The organism is Arthrobacter sp. N1 (genome assembly GCF_048288285.1).
In the GTDB taxonomy this organism is placed as follows: domain Bacteria; phylum Actinomycetota; class Actinomycetes; order Actinomycetales; family Micrococcaceae; genus Arthrobacter_D.
Map to the genome: position 1 here is coordinate 2,662,903 of NZ_CP102608.1, position 17,434 is coordinate 2,680,336.

Here is a 17,434-nt window from a genome sequence, read left to right on the forward strand (position 1 = left end):
GCCGCCGGGGCCGTCAGGAGCGTCGCCGGCGCTCCCGCACGGACGTCGCCAGGGCCGCGAAGACCAGGCAGCCTACACCCGGGACGATCAGCGGCGGAAGTTGCCAGGCGACCACGGCGGTGAGCACGACGGCGGCGGCGAGCCACAGGATCCCCGCCGGGTCCTGGCGTGCGTCGCTGAGCCACAGGAGCACCGCGGCGCGCCAGGAGCGCGTCGCGTACCAGCGCGCCGTGGTGCCCGCGACGCCGCAGAGCAGCCCGACGAGGAGCAGGATCCCGGCCCCCAGGACGAGGGGCCCGCCGGGCAGGAGGCCCGAGCCGGCGACGACGATGTCCAGCAGGAGCAGCCCCGCCGCGACCAGCACGCCGATCCCCGCCGGCCAGCCGGTGCGCAGCGCTGCGGTGAAGTCGGCCACGAACTGCCGCACCGTGGAGTCCTCTGCGCGGAGGAAGCGGTGGAGATGCGCGGACCCGGCCGCGAGGGACGCCGGGAGCGTGATGATCCCCAGGGCGGCGACACAGCACAGGACGCCGACCCAGAGCACCTCGCCGAACAGGGCGAACCTCGCCGTCGCCCCGGGCCAGCGCACGGCGCTGCCGTCGCGGACGGCCGAGAGGCGCCCGCGCTCGGCAGCAGCGTCCCGCCGGCCCCGGGTCATCCCTTCAGGCCCTGGGTGGCGACACCGTCCACGAGGAACCGCTGGAAGATGATGAAGAACAGCATGACCGGGAGCAGCGCCAGCACCGAGATGGCGATCGTGGCGCCGTAGTCGGACGTGCTCGTCTGGTCGTTGAAGATGTTCAGCGCCAGCGGCAGGGGGTACTTGTCCGGGGAGTTCAGGTACAGGAGCGGACCCAGGAAGTCGTTCCAGCTCCAGATGAACGCGAAGATCGACGACGTGATCAGGGCCGGCTTGATGAGCGGCAGCGTGATGGACAGGAAGATCCGCCCGTGGCCGCAGCCGTCGATGCGCGCGGCCTCGTCGAGCTCACGGGGCAGGTTGCGGATGAACTGCACCATCAGGAAGACGAAGAACGCCTCGGTGGCGAGGAACTTGCCGGCGAGCAGCGGCCAGAAGGTGTCGATCAGGCCGAGGTTCCGGAAGATGATGTACTGCGGGATGATCAGCACGTGGAACGGCAGGAGCAGCGTCCCGATCATGGCGGCGAACAGGATCTTGCTGCCCTTGAAGGTGATGCGCGAGAACGCGTAGGCGGCCATCGACGAGGAGATCACGGTACCGATCACGGCGCCGACGGCGAGGATCAGCGAGTTCAGGAAGAACTTCCACGTGGGGATGCCGGCGATGCCCTGCATGACCTTCACGAAGTTGTCGAAGGTGGGGTTCTCCGGGAGGAGCCCCTGGTTGCTGCCGAACTCCGCATTGGGTTTGAACGACGCCGAGAACATCCACAGGAGCGGATAGAGGACGACAGCCGTCAGCGCCAGGATCCCTACGATCCAGAGGGCTGTCGGGAGGTGGCGGCGCATGGGCCGCCGGCGCGGCCCGGACTGCCTCCGGTGGTCCGGGTCCACCGGCACCGGGACGGCGGGGTTCGATTCGATCGTGGTCACTTGGAGTCTCCTGCGTAGTGGACCCAGCTCTTGGAGGTGCGGAAGAGGATGAAGGCCAGGACTCCGACCGCGAGCAGGAGGACCCAGGCCATGGCCGAGGCATAGCCCATCTGGTTGTTCGCGAAGGCCCGGGTGTAGAGGTACACGGTGTAGAAGTTCGTGGCTCCCCCGGGTCCGCCGGTCCCGGAGCCGATGATGTAGGCCGAGGCGAAGATCTGGAAGGCGTTGATCATCTCCAGCAGCAGGTTGAAGAAGATCACCGGCGAGAGCATCGGCACCGTGACGCTGATGAACTTGCGCCAGGACTTCGCGCCGTCGACCGACGCCGCCTCGTACAGTTCTGCGGGGACGCCCTTGAGCCCGGCGAGGAAGATGACCATGGGGGCGCCGAACTGCCACACGGCCAGCAGGATCATCATCGGCATGATCAGCGACGGGTTACCGATCCAGCCGCCCATGTTGATGCCGAACAGGTTCAGCGTGGTGTCCACCGGTCCCTCGGTGGAGAACATGGCTCGCCACACGAGGGCGATGCTCACGCTGGCACCGATGAGGCTCGGCGCGTAGAACGCGGAGCGGAAGAATCCCGTGCCCCGGGCCTTGTAGTTCAGCAGCATGGCCACGGCGAGCGCGGCTGCGAGCTTGATCGGCGTCCCGACGAGCACGTAGATCAGCGTGATCCTCACCGAAGCCCAGAACCGCTCGTCGCCGGCCATCCGGGTGAGGTTCTCGAGGCCCGTCCACTCCGGGGCGGTGAAGAGGTTGTAGTCCGTGAAGGCCAGGTACAGCGAGGCCAGCATGGGACCGAGGGTGAGCCCGACGAAGCCGAGCAGCCAGGGCGAGAGGAACACGTAGCCGGCGACCGTGTCCCGGTTCCTGCGGCGGGGCCGGGGCGAGCCCGTCCGGCGATGGTCCGCCGGACGGGCACCGGATGCGGCGGTGCGTGGTGTTGCCGGCGCATGCGCCGAATCCGTGGTCACGGGCTGACTCCTTGTCCTGCTAGTTACCGAGCGTGACGGCGGCCTCGTCGAAGAACTGCTTCGCGGCGTCCTCCGGCGTGACTGCGCCCAGGCCGATCGACTTGCCGAGGTCCCAGAAGGTCTGCTCGATGGCGCCGAAGCCGTTGACGGGTGCCGCCGGGGCGTCACCGATGCGGTCCTCGATCGAATCGAGGTAGTCCTTCACGGCCTGGTCGGGTCCCTCGAGGTTCGCTCCCTCGAGCTGGGTCTCCGAGGCGGGGATACCGAGCGTCGCACCGAAGATCTCGCCGACCTCGGGGCTGTTGATGAGGAAGTCCACGAATGCTGCGGCAGCTTCGGGATGTTCCGTCTGGGCGGACGCAGCCTGCATGAGGCCGACCTTGCGGTACAGGTCCTTCTCGTCGGGGTTGCTCGTGGGAGGGGCCACGATGGTGATCTCCTCGGCCCCCGAGTCGCCGAGGTAACCGCCGAGGAAGTTGCTCCAGCTCATCTCGCTGGTCGTGATGGATCCGCCGAAGCCGGAGACCGGGTTGATCTCCTCCAGCTTGCTCTGCGGGACGGTGACGCTGTCGCGGTTCTCCTGGCCCTCGGTCCAGTGCTCGGCCAGCTCCTCCTGCGTGAAGTTGAGCTCACCTTCCTCGGTGAACAGTTCACGGCCCTGCTGCCGCAGCTTCAGCTCGAGGTCCTGGATGCGCTGGGTCGTGTCGGTGCCGCCGTAGACGGTCCCGCCACCCGCCTCGGTCACGGCGGCCATGTAGGCGTCGTAGTCCTCCCAGCTGGTGCCACCCTCGTAGGGTTCCACCCCGGTGTCCGCGAGCAGACCCGGGTTCTGGAACACGGACCAGGCGCTGTAGCCGGTGGGGATGGCGAAGGTCCCGTCCTCCAGCGTGCCGGTCGCCAGGAGGGTCTCGTCGATCGCGTCGGTCGTGACGCCGTTGCCGAAGTAGTCCTCGAGGTTCAGCAGCAGGCCGTTGTCGCCGTACTGGCGGAGGTAGGTGTAGTCGAACTGCATGACGTCGGGCAGGCCACCACCGGCAGCCTCGGTCTGACGCTTCTCCCAGTAGGAGGGGTAGTCGGTGAAGGTGTCGTTGATCGTGATGTTCGGGTATTCCTCCTCGAACGCGGCGATCGCCTTGTCGTACCGCGCAGCGCGGTCGTCGTTACCCCAGAAGGTGTAGTTGAGGGTGATCTGCTCCTCGGTGTCGAGGGCGGCCGGCTCATTCCCGCCACCGCCGCAACCGGTCAGGACCAACCCGGTGGCCGCGAGGGCCGCGACACCCGTCAGGGTGCGCCGTGTAAGAGTGCGGAACATCGTTGTCCTCCTGGAAAACTTCATCGTCAGCCATCGTGGGACGCTTCGGGAAAGCGTTATCCCACAGCGTAGATTGAATCGTATCAATGGTCAACAGTCGGATGAGGGCGGGACATCGTCGCCCACTATCCTCGCTCATCCGGCACGTGAAAGGATGCACCCCATGCCCCAATTCGACATGCCGCTCGCCGAACTGCAGCGATACCGCCCCGAGCGTGACGAGCCCGCCGACTTCGATTCCTTCTGGGACCGCACGCTCGGGGAGCAGCGCATCCATCTGGCACCCCCGATGTTCGAGGAGGTCGATGCCGGGTACTCGCAGCTCGTCACCGAGGACGTGACCTTCGCCGGCTTCGACGGTCAGCCCGTGAAAGGCTGGCTGCTACGACCCCGGCACGTGGAGGGCCCGCTGGCGGCGATCATCACGTACATCGGGTACGGTGGCGGCCGCGGCCTCCTCGGCGAATGGACGGGCCTGCCGAGCGCCGGCTACGCCCACTTCGTGATGGACCTGCGCGGCCAGGGTGCCGGGCACAGGACGGGGGACACGAAGGACGGCCCCCTCGCCGGGCCGCACTCCGGCGGCTTCATGACCCTGGGCATCGAGGACCCCGACACCTACTACTACCGGCGGCTCTTCGTGGATGCGGTGCACGCCGTGTCGGCGGCGCAAGACCACCCCGCCATCGATGCGTCGCGGATCGTCATCTCGGGCGGGAGCCAGGGCGGGGGTATCACCCTCGCCACGGCGGCACTCACCCAGCGTGTGAACGGCGTCCCTCCGGTGGCCGCGATCGTCGACGTCCCCTTCCTCGCGCACATGCGGCGCGCCACCGAGATCGTGGACACGGCGCCCTACGCGGAGATCTCGAGATACCTCGGGACCAGGCGCAACGACGTCGACGCCGTCTTCCGGACGCTGAGCTACTTCGACGGCGTGAACTTCGCCGCGCGCAGCACCATGCCCGCACTGTTCTCCGTGGGACTGCTCGACGACGTGTGCCCGCCGTCGTGCGTCTTCGCGGCGCACAACCACTATGCAGGCCCTACCCGGATGAAGGTCTACCCGTACAACGGCCACGAGCAGGGCGGCGCCTTCCAGGACGTCGAGCACCTGGCGTTCGTCCGTGAAATCGTGGCCGGCTGAACGTGCGGCGTGCTGCGAGCGGTCCTCAGGACTGCCGGGGTACGTGCAGGACCGTCGTCGCGTGGTCGTAGCCACCCGCGACCAGGAGACGCAGCACGCCCGGGTCGACGTCGGCCAGGGTGTTCACGTAGAGGCATCCCGCTCCACGCCGGTGCTTCCCGAGACGCGCGAGCAACTCCCCCGCGCCGGGGCCGTAGGTCAGTCCGTACAGGACGAGGTGCGCCTTCCGCGGGGAGAATCCGACGGCTGCGGCGTCACCCTGGTGGCCGGAGGCGTATCTGTAGTGGTAGGAGCCGAAGCCCACGATGGACGGTCCCCACATCGTGGCGGGCGCACCGGTCACCGCGCCCATCAGGGCTGCGAGCGCCTCCCCGTCCCCGCGGCGAACGGGGTGCTGGACGGCTGCGAGGAAGGCCGCGGGGTCCTCAGCGGTGGGTCGCGCGACGGGATCGCCCATGGGTCAGGACTCCGGCGCCGTCGGGACCATCAGCGCAGCTGGACGGCACGGTCCTGGAACCAGCGGATCAGTTCCTTGAGCGCCTGCAGCGAGTGCGTGGGTTCCTGCTCGCGCTCGAGATCCGAGAACGTGCTCCGGTAGCCCGGCACGTCCTCCTCGAGGGTCTCCGACACGGGCTCGTAGCCCATCGTCCAGTCGGGGAACTGGCGTTCGTCGATGGTCTCCTGCAGCAGGACCCGCACGTCCGTGTGCTCGGGGTCCGCGGCGATGATGGACATCCGGCGCCGCAGCTGGTCCTCCGGCCCTTCGAGGACCTGCAGGAAACGCCCGTTGCGGTAGAGCAGCATGCCCGTGAGCTCGTGACGGGCGTTGTTCGCCCTGCACAGCGCGAGCAGGGCGCCGAGGCCCTCGTCGTCGTAGGGATGAGCAGCGCTGCTGGAGTAGACGATCGACAGCAGGTCACGGGAAGCGTTGGTCACACCTGCCAATCTAACCGACAATCACGGCGTGGAACGAGCCACTTCCTCCGGGCATGGATCCGGCAGGGCCGCGTACCCGTCCGCACGCGGCCCTGCCGGACACTTCCGTCCGCCCCCGTCAGTGCAGGGTCGGCAGGACCAGGGACGCCGAGCGCTCCAGCGTCGTGCGCGCCTGTCGTTCGACCGAGCCCGGCTTGTCCCTGCCCAGCCGGTCGATGAACTTCTCCACGGCACGAGCGGCCTGCCCCGCCTGGTCCCGGTCCACCGCGCGCCGTGCCTGATCGAGCGGGGCGCGGAGCTGCTGCGCGGCCGGCCCGGTGACCCGGCCGGAGGCGATGAACTCCTCGAGCTGCCGCTGCAGGGCCGGCAGGGCGCCGGGCAGGAAGGCGTCCGGCACCGGCACCGACGCGAGGTCGGTGTCGGAGGCCAGGTAGAAGCTCGTGTATGCGGGCTGGTTGTAGGCCGTGTTCTGCCGGGCGATCTCCGCGCGGTACTGGGGGTCGTGCATCAGCGTGTACAGCTTGCGGTCCGTCACCTCGGTGCTCGTGAAGATCCTGATCGCCGAGCTGTCCGCCGTCCGGACGAGGAGTTCCTCGCGCCAGTCGCCGAACACGTCGGCGACGAGCGACGGATTGCCCTTGGTTCCGTTGTTGGTCCGTGTGTCGGTCGCCGTCAGCAGCCGGCCACGGCGTGCGTCATCGATGGTGGGGGTCTGGTTCCCCGATCCGTTGACGAGCTGCGTGGTGCCGTCCCCGGCCCAGCGGATGCTCATGTTGGTGCCGTACCCGGCGGGCTGCAGGAGCGTGCCCGAGGCCGAGCGGAGTCCGACGGCCCAGTTCTCCAGGCCCCGGACGGCCGGATCGACGTCACCGATCATGCCGCGTCCGGTGTCCTTGCCCGTGTACCCCCCGAAGAGCACCTCGCCGTTCGAGGCGTCACGCATGGCCCATCCGTAGGGTGCACCCGTGGCGCCCTCGTGGACCGAGAAGATCTCCTGGCCCGGACGGTCGGGGTCGATGTCCGTGACATGCATCGCATCGCCGTGACCGAGCTTCGCCACCGTGCCCGGAGCGGCGCTCCCGGCGGGGAGGGTGTCGAAGGAGCTGTAGAGGAGCGAGCCGTCGTCGTCGATGGTCGCGCTGCCGTAGACGATCTCCTGCCGCCCGTCGCCGTCCACATCGGCTGCGCTCAGGGAGTGGAAGCCCTGCCCGGTGAGGGTCCCGAAGTCGGGGCTGGTGCCCGTGCCACCGTGCGGTCCGTCGTTGAAGGGGTTGGACATGGGGACGTGGCCCGAGTCCACGGACCAGTCGCGCGTCAGCTGCTCACCGTCCCAGCGGTAGGCGACGACGGTGGCCCGCGTGTAGTAGCCGCGTGCGAAGACGGCCGACGGGTTCTCACCGTCGAGGTAGGCCACGCCCGCGAGGAAGCGGTCCACGCGGTTGCCCGGCTCGATCCGCGCCATCGCGTAGTCGCCCCACATCAGGCCGTCGTCACCGCGGCCGGGCTCGTAGGGCACGGTCTCCAGTTCGGCTCCGGTGGCCCCCTCGAACACGCTCAGGTACTCGGGCCCGTCCACGATGAAGCCCTCGAACGCGCGGAGGTTGTTGCGGGCACTGCGGGACGGGGCGTAGACGTCCATGAAGTAGTCGGCCATGGCCCGCGCGTCGGCGTCGGAGAGCGGGTACTCGTACCGGGGTTCGATCCCGAAGGCCTCCTCGAGGGTGGCGGGCCAGTTCCCGGCGGCCACCTCGGGGTGGTCCTGCCAGCCGGAGAAGAGGTCGACGACGTGCTCGTAGTACCCCGCGGCACTGAGCCGGTAGTCGTCGGTGTCGCCGAAACCTGCAGCGACGTCTGCCTGGGGCAGGGTGACGTACTCCTCGGAGAGCACGCCACCGTCCGGGCCGTAGGTGGTGGTCTTCGTGCCGGGCGCCGTCTTCAGCATCAGCTCCGAGCGGCCGTCGCCGTCGAAGTCGGACACCATGAACTGCGTGTAGTGGGCGCCGGAGCGGATGTTCACCCCGAGGTCGATCCTGCTGAGCAGTCGACCGTCCGCGGCGTACGTGTCGACATAGGTGTTGCCCGTGTACCCGACCTGCGACACGTCCTTCGAGTTCGAGGGGTCCCACTTCACGAAGTACTCGTAGGAGCCGTCACCGTCCACGTCCCCGACGCTCATGTCGTTCGCCGCATAGGTGTAGGCCTCCCCTGCCGGCGTGACACCGTCGGCCGGTCGGTCCAGCGGGAGGTCGGTAGACGCCTGGGCCCAGGGGTCCACCTCGGCGCTGTGGTCCACCTCGAGTCCGTCGACGACGGCTGCGACGCTGTAGCGCGCAGCACCCGCTGCGGCGGGCCCGGTGACGGAGGGATCAAGGAAGTTCGTGCTGTCCGTGACCGTCGCGATCGGTCGTCCGTCCCGGTACACCGTGAAGTCGGGTCCGCCGGCGCCGGCCGCTCCCTCCGCCGCCTCGGTGGCACTCAGGCGCCAGCTGAGGAAGACGCCCTGCGGCGTGGCGGCGGCGACCAGGCCGCGGTCGAGGTATTCGAGCTGGACCCCGCCGATCGGCGCCGCGTTCGCCGTCCCCCCGCCCTGGGCGAGGGCGGGGACCGACAGGCCGGCGGTGAGGAGGACTCCGGCGGTCAGGGCGACGCAGACGGGCCGTGCTGTTTTCTGTACCGAACTCATCATTGAATCCTCTATTTGGAAAACGCTTTCCTTAACACGCTAGGAGTCCCCCCGGGATCCGTCAAGGGCAGGCACGCGAAAAGGGGGCGGCCGAAGCCGCCCCCTCTCCCCCTTCCCTGCGATGCAGGTCCGGGCCCTACGCCGGGTGGTGCCCCGGCACGTGCTGCGCGATCAGGTCCCGCACCGGGGCGTACAGCGGGTGATCCGCCCCGAGGCCGGTGATCGACGTCGTCGCCTCGTCCGGGGATTGGGATACGAGGATCTCGGCCAGCGCCGCGACCTCCGGATCGTCCTGCGCCGTGAAGGTCAACGCCGCCCGCATCGCCTCGAGCAGGGCTGCCGGGTGGACGCCCTGCTCAGCCAGTTCGGCAGCCGGTCCCACGAAGCGCTCATGACGGCTCAGCTTCCGCAGCGGCGCTCGTCCCACGCGCACCACCGTGTCCGGCAGGTGCTGGTTCGTGAAACGGCGCAGGATCTTCTGGACGTACGCTTCCTGCTCCGCCTCGTCGAAGCCGTGCTTCGACACCAGCAGCTGCTTGGTCTCGTCGAGGACCGCGCGCACCTTGCCCGCGATCCCCTCGTCCGCCATCGCGTCGGCGATCTTGTCCACACCGGCCGCGTAGCCGAAGTAGGCGGCCGAGGCATGTCCGGTGTTCACCGTGAACAGCTTGCGCTCGATGTACGGGGCGAGGTCGTCCACGTAGGTGGCCCCCGGGATCTCCGGAGCCCGGCCCGCGAACGGCGTGCGGTCGATGACCCACTCGAAGAAGGTCTCCACCGTCACGTCGAGACCCTGACCCTCGGCCTGGTTCGGCACGATCCGGTCGACGGCCGTGTTGGCGAAGACCGCCCGGGCCGTGAGGTCAGCACCTTCGTAGACCTGTTCCACCTCGCGCCGCAGGAGATCCGTCGCGTTGATGGCGTTCTCGCACGCCATGACCTGCAGGGGTGCCGACCCGGCGTCGCGCTGGGCGATGGCCCGGGCGATGACCGGAGCCAGGAACTTCAGGACATTGGGTCCCACGGCGGTGGTCACGATCTCGGCCGAGGCGATCTCCGCGACCACCTCCTCCTCCTGCGAGCGCGAGTTCAGGGCGCGGTAGTTGTCCACCGTCTTCACCGCGGGCTCCTCCCCGACCTCGTGGACCTCGTAGCCGGGCGTCGAGGCCAGCTGATCGATCAGGGCGTCCGCGACGTCGGCGAAGACCACCTCGTACCCGGCTTCGTGGAGCAGGAGCCCCACGAAGCCGCGTCCGATGTTGCCGGCACCGAAATGTACTGCCTTCACTACGCATTGACCTTTCCGAAGAGGGCGAGGACCTCGTCCACCGAGGTGGCCTCGTCGAGCTTGGCCACCTGGTCCTTGTCGGAGAAGACACGGGCGATCGCCGAGAGGATGGACAGGTGCTCATTGTTGACGCCTGCGACGCCCACCACGAACTTCACCTGCTTGCCGTTCCAGTCGATGCCCTCCGGGTAGCGCACGATCGACACGGCCGAGCGCTTGATCAGGTCCTTCGCCGCATTGGTACCGTGCGGGATGGCGAGGAAGTTCCCCATGTAGGTCGGGACCGACTTCTCGCGCTCGTGCATGGCGGCGACGTAGGTGGCATCCACCGCGCCGCGATCCACCAGCAGGCGGCCCGCCTCGTTGATGGCGTCCTCCTGCGTCGTGGCCCTGCCGTGCAGGACGACGCTCTCCTCGGCCAGGACGTCGTTGCCGCCCCCGGCTGCATCGCCGTCGCTGACGTCGTCGACCTCGGATGCCGCTGCTGCGGGCATCGGGGCCTTCGGGTCCACGCCGCCCTCGGCCGCCGCACTGGCGCGGACCAGTTCGACGATCTCGTCGTACCGCGGGCTGTTCATGAAGTTGTCGACGGCCACGTGCGTGGCGCTCCGCGTCAGGGGCTCGGCGCGTGCGGCGAGGTCCTGGTGCGTGACGACGACGTCGTAGTCGTCCTTCAGATTGGCGATGGCGGAGTTGGTGACCTTGACGTCCGGGAAGCCGGCGGCCTTGATCTTGTTGCGCAGCACCGAGGCGCCCATGGCGGAGGAGCCCATTCCGGCGTCACAGGCGAAGACGATCGAGCGGATGGGACCGTCGGTGGCCGACGAGGACGCGAAGTTCCCGGTGACCGAGCTCTTCTTGCCCTTCAGGCCCTCCATCTTGGCTGCGGCACCCGAGATGTCGTCGTCGTCCGAGGCCTTCGAGGTCTTGAGGATGACGGAGCCGATGAGGAAGCTGACCGCTGCTGCCATGAGGACGGACAGTGTGATGCCCACGAAACTGTCGGACGCCGTCGCCGCGTAGACGGCGATGATGCTGCCCGGCGCCGCGGGCGAACGCAGGCCGGCTCCCGTGAGGACGAGCGTGAAGATCCCGGCCATGCCGCCGCCGATCACGGCGAGGACCATGAGGGGCTTCATGAGCACGTAGGGGAAGTAGATCTCGTGGATGCCGCCGAGGAACTGGATGATGATGGCGCCGGGGGCGGAGGCCTTGGCCATGCCGCGGCCGAAGATCGCGTAGGCGAGCAGGAGGCCGAGACCGGGGCCGGGGTTGGCCTCGAGCAGGAACAGCAGCGACTTCCCCGTCTCGGTGGCCTCCTGCGTGGCAAGGGGTGTGAGCACGCCGTAGTTGATGGCGTTGTTGAGGAAGAGGATCTTCGCCGGCTCGATCAGGATGCTGGTGAAGGGCAGCAGGCCGTTGCTGACCAGGAAGTCCACGCCCCTGCCCGCGGCGTCGCTGAACAGGGTCACCACGGGGCCGACGGCCAGCAGGCCGAAGACCGCCATGAGCGCCGCGAAGATTCCCGCGGAGAAGTTGTTGACGAGCATCTCGAAGCCGGGGCGGATCTTACCGTCCCAGATGGAGTCGAGCTTCTTCATGAGGTACGCGGTGAGCGGGCCCATGATCATGGCACCGATGAACATCGGGATGCTCGTCCCGACGATCACGCCCATCGTGGCAGCGGCGCCGACGACTCCGCCGCGGGTCTCGTAGATCATCTTGCCGCCGGTGTAGCCGATGAGCAGCGGCAGCAGGTAGGTGATCATCGGGCCGACCAGCCCCACGTTCGGATCCCCCGCCGCGTTCTCCCCGAAACCGCCGAGGACGCCCACGGGGAAGTATCCGGCCTCGATGAACAGCGCAGTGATCAGGCCCCAGGCGATGAACGCACCGATGTTGGGCATGATCATCGCGGAGAGGAAGGCTCCGAACTTCTGCACGCGGACCCGGGCACTGGTGCCGGATCGTGCCTCTACTTGTATTGCCACATTCTTTCCTTACCGTTGTCCCCGCAACTCTGCCGGGAGGGATGGGTGGTGGGTGAAGCGCGTCAGCTCCCGGATCTGCTGGAGATCCGCTGGAGCCATTCGAGGAAGAGCTTGAGTTCCGAACTGGAGAGCTGGTCCGGATGTGAGGACTGGAGCGCCGCGTTGAGGGCGATCGCGGCCACGACGACCGACGGCGTCCCCTCGGTGTCGGTCACCGGGTCCGCTTCCGAATCGGTGGCGACCGCGGAGATCACGGCCTCCCGGGTCATGGCGGAGAGCTCGAGGTTGCGTTTGGCGGCCGGTTCCGCGATCAGCATCAGCGTGACGCCGATGTTGGCCGCGAGCATGCTCCGTGCAGCCTCGTGGGGCGAGACCACGAGGCGGGCCGCCTCGGCGGCGCGGGCGAGGACCTCCTCGAGGAACGCCTCGGCACTCGCCACCATCGACGGGCGGCGTTCCGGGCGGATGTTGCCGAACATGACGAGATAGAGATGCGGGTGGTCGAGCCCGAACTGCACATGGTTGTCCCAGTGCATCCGGAGGTCCTCGATGGGCTGGCCCGAGGTGGGGAGGGATCGTTCTCCGTCGAGATACTCGGAGAAGCCCTCCGCGACGACGGCGTCGAACAGGCCCTCCTTGTCACCGAAGTGGTGGTACAGGGTCGGCGCCGACACCCGGGCGGCCTCCGTGATCTGCCGGGTCGAGACGGGCTCGCCGTTGGACTCCGCGAGCAATGCCGCAGCGGCCCTGAGCAGCCTGGTCTTAGGCGCGGGTTCGCCTACCTTTTTCATGCCTGCTACCGTAACACCTATAGCACCGTTATATGAAGTGGCTCACACAAGCCCTTTGCGTCCGGCGGCACAATGGTGTTAGACCGAGACCACCACCGGCAAGGAAACGAGGACGTTCAATGGAGAATTTCGCAGGGGTCGGAGTCAGTCCCGGACGCGTGATCGGACCCGTCCGCCACATGCCGACACCCGTCAGCGAACCTCCCGCAGGTGAACGCCACGACTCCCCGGACGCTCCCGACGAGGCCGTCGCCGCACTGAAGACCGCGTCGAAGGCGGTGCAGGAGGAGTTGAAGCGCCGCGCCGGCATCGCCAAGGGCGACGCGAAGGCCGTGCTCCAGGCGACCTCACTCATGGCTGCGGACCCCATGCTGCTGAAGTCCGCGACGAAGCTGATCACCAAGGGAACGTCCCCGGCCCGCGCCGTGTGGGAGGCCGGCGCATCGGTCGCCGAGATGCTCCACAACCTCGGCGGCTACATGGCCGAGAGGACGGCCGACGTCCTGGATGTCCGGGCGCGGATCGTCGCCGAACTGCGCGGCCTGCCAGCACCCGGCATCCCCTCCTCCGACACGCCCTTCGTCCTCGTCGCCGAGGACCTCGCCCCCGCCGACACCGCCACACTCGATCCCGCCATGGTCCTCGCCCTCGTCACCTCGGGTGGCGGTCCGCAGTCCCACACCGCGATCATCGCGCGCTCACTGGGCCTGCCCGCCGTCGTCGCCGCGACGGGTGTCGACGGGATCGAGAAGGACGCCGTGGTCTACGTGGACGGCGCCGCGGGCACCATCGCCCTCGATCCCGGCGCGGAGGAGGAAGCCGCCGCCGAGGCCTACAGGACGGCGGCCGCCGCCCTCACCGTGTTCGACGGCGTGGGCGTCACCTCCGACGGTCACGAGGTCCCCCTGCTCGCCAACGTGGGCGGAGCGAAGGACGCCGTCAAGGCAGCCGAGGCGAACGCCCAGGGAGTCGGCCTGCTCCGCACGGAGTTCTGCTTCCTGGAACGCGACACGGAACCGACGGCCGAGGAGCAGATCGAGGCGTACAAGGGTGTCTTCGACGCGTTCCCCGGCAGGAAGGTGGTGGTGCGCACGCTCGATGCGGGCGCCGACAAGCCGCTGCCCTTCCTCACCGACGCCTCCGAACCGAACCCGGCCCTCGGCGTCCGCGGCTACCGGACCGACCTCACCTCCCCGGGTGTCCTCGAGCGCCAGCTCGCGGCGATCGCCGATGCCGCAGCACAGGCCACCGCCGACGTGTGGGTCATGGCACCGATGATCTCGACCGCCGAGGAAGCGGCCGACTTCGCCCGCATGTGCGCCGCCGCCGGTCTGCAGACCCCGGGCGTCATGGTGGAGGTCCCCTCCGCCGCGGTCATGGCGGAGGCGATCCTCGGTGAGGTGGCCTTCGCGAGCCTGGGCACCAACGACCTCACGCAATACACCATGGCGGCCGACCGCCAGCTCGGCTCACTCGCGGCCCTCAACAACTCGTGGCAGCCCGCGGTGCTCCGCATGGTGCAGCTGACCGTGCAGGGCTCCGCCGCGGAGGGTCACGACAAGCCGGTGGGTGTGTGCGGCGAGGCTGCGGCGGATCCCGCTCTCGCCGTCGTCCTCGTGGGGCTCGGCGTCTCGACGCTGTCGATGACGCCGCGCGCCCTCGCCGGGGTGGGCGCCGTGCTCGCCAGCGTGACGCTCGCCGACGCCCAGCGGATCGCCGGGATCGCGGTCGCCGCTCCCACGGCGGCCGAGGCGAAGACCCGCGCACGGGCGGAACTGCCGGTGCTCGAGAAGCTCGGCCTCTAGCCCCCGGGACGGCGGTCGGGGCGCATGCGGCGCTGCCGCGCTCCTTCGCCGTCGTCTAGCCTGCGGCTGCGAGCTGCACCGTCCAGTCCTCCCGTGAGGCGAGCAGAGCTGTCCGGCCGACGACCTCGGCGCGCGGGTCGAGGGTACGGAACAGCAGCACCAGTCCGCGGGCCGTCTCCAGGCGGGCGACGGCACGGTCCGCCGCGGACTCCGTGCTGAAGTTTCCGCCCTCCGACCACGCGAGCGTGAGGGTGGGCTCGATCGGTAACCGCCGGCCCTCGACCTCATGGAACTGCTCGGCCTGCGGGGCGCCGTCGTACACCGCCTCCGCGAGGGTGGCGAGGTACACGGGATCGGCGACGCCGTCGTACACCCAGCGCTGCCCCAGTGCGGGATGATCGAGCGTGCCCACGAGGTGCCCGGTCCACGCGTCCACCGGCGCGCCACGATAGGTCAGGGGAATCTGGAACAGATCCGGCCCCACGCCGATCAGCAGGGTCTCCACGCCCACCTCGCCCTCGGGATCGTCGAAGCGGAAGGATGCCACGCGGGCCGGTGCCCCCGACAGCCCGGACGCCCAGGGCTGCTGCGGCAGCCACCCGACGAGGAGCTCGAGCTTGGAGGGGCGCAGGGTGACGTCGTGGATGAGGGCCATGGGCCCAGCCTAGATGCCGGGTGGATCCACCCGTCCGACCGCCGGCAACGGCACGCGCGCCGCCACCGCGAAGGCCGTGCCCGGGACGGCACCGTCGGCGACGAGGACGGACCAGGTCCAGTCCACCGTGGCCGCCGGGGCGAGCGGGACCTCCTCGTGGAAGAACGGCGCCGCACACAGCATCGGGGTACCGGTGGTCCGCACGAACCAGGGCGCAGGCCCGCCGTGAGCACCCCGCCCGGCGACCATGAGCACCGATGCCGTCGCTGCACGGACGCCGAGCCAGGACCCCCGGCGCCCCATGGCCTCCGCCTCGTCCAGCTCGACGGCGGTGGGCGCGGGCGGCCCTACTCCCCCGGCGCCCCGATCCGGGTCACGCGCGGGGCTCGGATCGGGGGCGCCGAGGACGGTCGCACCGTCGAAGGTCTGCGCCAGCCGCAGGAAGAATCCGCCGTAGCCGGCAGCTGGCCGTCCCGACGTGGTCGGGCTCCCGAACGCCAGGCCGCCCCCGCCGGTGTTGGTCCAGCGACTGCTGACCGTGGTGCGGAACCAGTCGACGCCGCCGGCCCGGATGGTGTCCACGCGCCAGCTCCTCTCCTCGGCGAGGACCTCGGTGCCGTCCGCCGCCCGCCAGACGAGCTGCTGCCGCACGCGGCCGTCGGTGCCGTCGGTGGAAGCGCTGTCGGTGACAGCGCTGTCGGCGGAGCCGACCTGCTGGACACCGTTGTTCGGCAGCTGGACGTAGCCCTCGCCCCGCAGGAAGGTGGGGCCTCCCCAGAAGTTGACGGGATGGGCCTGCCCGGTGACCGTCACCGTCGAGACGGCGATCCCCAGGCCGTGGTGCCAGGGGTGGTCGGACGGCCGATCACCGGAGACCGTCAGCCCGCCGGGCGTGAGGAGCGGGTGGACGAAGGGGCGCGGTGAGTGGACGGCGGGCTCGTCGGTGCCGTCGTGCAGGAGTCCCGCCCGGCGCCCACCGACCGAGAGGGGGACGGAGGCGCTCACGTCGTCGTCCCGCCGGTCCCGTCCGCGCGTCGCCTGCCATCCGTGACGGGGGCGGCCAGCGGCCCCCGCAGCGCCGGGTCGGCGAGGTCCGCGCGGGCCAGCCAGCGACCCTCGCGCGCCGACGCGTAGATCCCCGTGACGATCTCGAGCGCCCTGCTCGGGTGGGACACGATCGGGGGCATGCCCCCACCGGAGCGCAGTGATGCGTAGATCTCGGCGAGGAGCGCGTCGTGCCCGCTGGGGATCTCGAGCTCGGGCAGGACCCATGCCGAGGACGTCTCCTCGTCGACATGGGCCGCCGGGGTGATCGTCCAGTCGGCGTGCGCGTGCCCGTACAGGTGCTCCAGCTCGATGGTCGCGTGCTCGGTGTCGATCCTGATGAGACTCGACTGACGGGGCCCGAGGACGGTGGTGACCACCGACGCCACGGCCCCGGAGGCGAAGACGAGCGATGCGTGCGCCAGATCCTCGGTCTCGATGTCGTGCTGCTGACGCCAGAGCGTCGCGTGCACCGACTCCCACTCACCGAGGAGGTATGCGAGCAGGTCGATCTGGTGGCTGCCGTGGCTGAGGGTGGTGCCGCCGCCCTCGGTGGCCCAGGTACCGCGCCACGGCACGGCGAAGTACTCGGGTGTGCGGTACCAGTGCGTCTGGCAGAGCGCGGACAGCGGCCTGCCGAGGACACCGGAGTCGAGCAGTTCCTTGACCCTGGCCGCCGCCGACCCGGACCGCTGCTGGAACACGACGGCGAGTCCGCGTCGTGCGGCGTGGGCGGCGTCGAGCATGGTGTCGAGCTGGTCGAGGCTCAGGGCCGCGGGCTTCTCGACGACGACGTGCGCACCCGCGCGGACGGCGGCGGCGGTCTGCTCGGCATGACCGCCGGGCGGCGTGCAAATGTGCAGGACGTCGACGCCGCCTCCCTCGAGGAGCTCCTCGAGGGAGGAGAAACGGGAGGGCACGCCGTAGGCGTCGGCGAAGTCCGTCAGGTGCTGCCCGGAAGGGTCCGCGGCGGCCACGAGGTGCACCCCGTCGAGGCCCGCAAGCGCAGCTGCGTGGAGATGCGCCACGCCGCCCGTCCCCAGGATGGCGGCCCGGAGCAGCGGGGCCGGGCCATCGGCCCTGCCGGACCCAGTGGGGTCGGCGGACGGTACAGGCGCTCCGATCGGGACGGGCTGGGGCATGGATCCTCCCTGGTCGGTCGGCAGTACGGTTCTCGGAACAGTAACAGAGAAAGCGCTTACCAGCCTCGGAGGGCCGGCCTCGCAC

Annotated in this window: 15 protein-coding genes; 2 read left to right on the forward strand and 13 right to left on the reverse strand. The window is 69.5% G+C overall.

The features are described from left to right. Positions 1-13: 13 nt before the first annotated feature. Genes NVV32_RS12305 through NVV32_RS12320 form a run of 4 tightly spaced genes read right to left on the reverse strand, consistent with a single transcriptional unit; the run spans position 14 to position 3,867 of the window. The gene (locus NVV32_RS12305) at positions 14-658 is read right to left on the reverse strand and encodes a hypothetical protein (protein ID WP_422390344.1); all 645 of its coding nucleotides are present in this window, start codon (positions 656-658) and stop codon (positions 14-16) included. After that, positions 655-1,575, reverse strand: a complete 921-nt coding sequence (locus NVV32_RS12310) for a carbohydrate ABC transporter permease (RefSeq protein ID WP_422390345.1) — start codon at positions 1,573-1,575, stop codon at positions 655-657. The genes NVV32_RS12305 and NVV32_RS12310 overlap by 4 nt, the downstream gene beginning before the upstream one ends. Then, a complete protein-coding gene (locus NVV32_RS12315) occupies positions 1,572-2,555 on the reverse strand; it encodes a carbohydrate ABC transporter permease (protein ID WP_422390346.1) in 984 nt (327 codons plus the stop codon). The genes NVV32_RS12310 and NVV32_RS12315 overlap by 4 nt, the downstream gene beginning before the upstream one ends. A gap of 19 nt (positions 2,556-2,574) precedes the next feature. Next, the gene (locus tag NVV32_RS12320) at positions 2,575-3,867 is read right to left on the reverse strand and encodes an ABC transporter substrate-binding protein (RefSeq protein ID WP_055768323.1); all 1,293 of its coding nucleotides are present in this window, start codon (positions 3,865-3,867) and stop codon (positions 2,575-2,577) included. A 163-nt stretch (positions 3,868-4,030) separates the two neighbouring features. Between NVV32_RS12320 and NVV32_RS12325 the strand changes: the two genes are divergently transcribed. Continuing rightward, on the forward strand, positions 4,031-5,014 hold the full coding sequence (locus tag NVV32_RS12325; RefSeq protein WP_422390347.1) for an acetylxylan esterase: 984 nt from the start codon (positions 4,031-4,033) through the stop codon (positions 5,012-5,014). A gap of 25 nt (positions 5,015-5,039) precedes the next feature. Here the strand turns inward: NVV32_RS12325 and NVV32_RS12330 are convergent, their stop codons facing one another. The 6 genes from NVV32_RS12330 to NVV32_RS12355 form a co-directional block, all read right to left on the reverse strand. Continuing rightward, complete coding sequence (locus NVV32_RS12330; RefSeq protein ID WP_055768316.1) at positions 5,040-5,471, reverse strand: DUF1801 domain-containing protein; 432 nt, start codon at positions 5,469-5,471, stop codon at positions 5,040-5,042. 29 nt (positions 5,472-5,500) lie between these two features. Next, positions 5,501-5,950 (reverse strand): BLUF domain-containing protein, encoded by a 450-nt coding sequence (locus NVV32_RS12335; protein ID WP_235498671.1) that lies wholly within the window; start codon positions 5,948-5,950, stop codon positions 5,501-5,503. Between the two features lie 118 nt (positions 5,951-6,068). After that, positions 6,069-8,633, reverse strand: a complete 2,565-nt coding sequence (locus NVV32_RS12340) for a rhamnogalacturonan lyase (RefSeq protein WP_422392043.1) — start codon at positions 8,631-8,633, stop codon at positions 6,069-6,071. A gap of 136 nt (positions 8,634-8,769) precedes the next feature. After that, on the reverse strand, positions 8,770-9,921 hold the full coding sequence (locus NVV32_RS12345; RefSeq protein ID WP_422390348.1) for a mannitol-1-phosphate 5-dehydrogenase: 1,152 nt from the start codon (positions 9,919-9,921) through the stop codon (positions 8,770-8,772). Continuing rightward, a complete protein-coding gene (locus tag NVV32_RS12350; RefSeq protein ID WP_422390349.1) occupies positions 9,921-11,912 on the reverse strand; it encodes a PTS mannitol transporter subunit IICBA in 1,992 nt (663 codons plus the stop codon). The genes NVV32_RS12345 and NVV32_RS12350 overlap by 1 nt, the downstream gene beginning before the upstream one ends. Before the next feature lie 62 nt (positions 11,913-11,974). Further along, on the reverse strand, positions 11,975-12,703 hold the full coding sequence (locus NVV32_RS12355; RefSeq protein WP_055768309.1) for a TetR/AcrR family transcriptional regulator: 729 nt from the start codon (positions 12,701-12,703) through the stop codon (positions 11,975-11,977). Between the two features lie 119 nt (positions 12,704-12,822). Here NVV32_RS12355 and ptsP point away from each other — a divergent pair, with 119 nt between their 5' ends. Next, the gene (gene ptsP, locus NVV32_RS12360) at positions 12,823-14,508 is read left to right on the forward strand and encodes a phosphoenolpyruvate--protein phosphotransferase (protein ID WP_055768306.1); all 1,686 of its coding nucleotides are present in this window, start codon (positions 12,823-12,825) and stop codon (positions 14,506-14,508) included. Between the two features lie 55 nt (positions 14,509-14,563). On the opposite strand, the gene NVV32_RS12365 is transcribed toward ptsP, so the two are convergent. Genes NVV32_RS12365 through NVV32_RS12375 form a run of 3 tightly spaced genes read right to left on the reverse strand, consistent with a single transcriptional unit; the run spans position 14,564 to position 17,349 of the window. Then, on the reverse strand, positions 14,564-15,163 hold the full coding sequence (locus tag NVV32_RS12365; protein WP_422390350.1) for a maltokinase N-terminal cap-like domain-containing protein: 600 nt from the start codon (positions 15,161-15,163) through the stop codon (positions 14,564-14,566). A 9-nt stretch (positions 15,164-15,172) separates the two neighbouring features. Further along, positions 15,173-16,168 (reverse strand): DUF6807 family protein, encoded by a 996-nt coding sequence (locus NVV32_RS12370; RefSeq protein WP_422390351.1) that lies wholly within the window; start codon positions 16,166-16,168, stop codon positions 15,173-15,175. Then, complete coding sequence (locus tag NVV32_RS12375) at positions 16,165-17,349, reverse strand: Gfo/Idh/MocA family protein (protein ID WP_422390352.1); 1,185 nt, start codon at positions 17,347-17,349, stop codon at positions 16,165-16,167. The genes NVV32_RS12370 and NVV32_RS12375 overlap by 4 nt, the downstream gene beginning before the upstream one ends. Between the last annotated feature and the right edge of the window lie 85 nt (positions 17,350-17,434).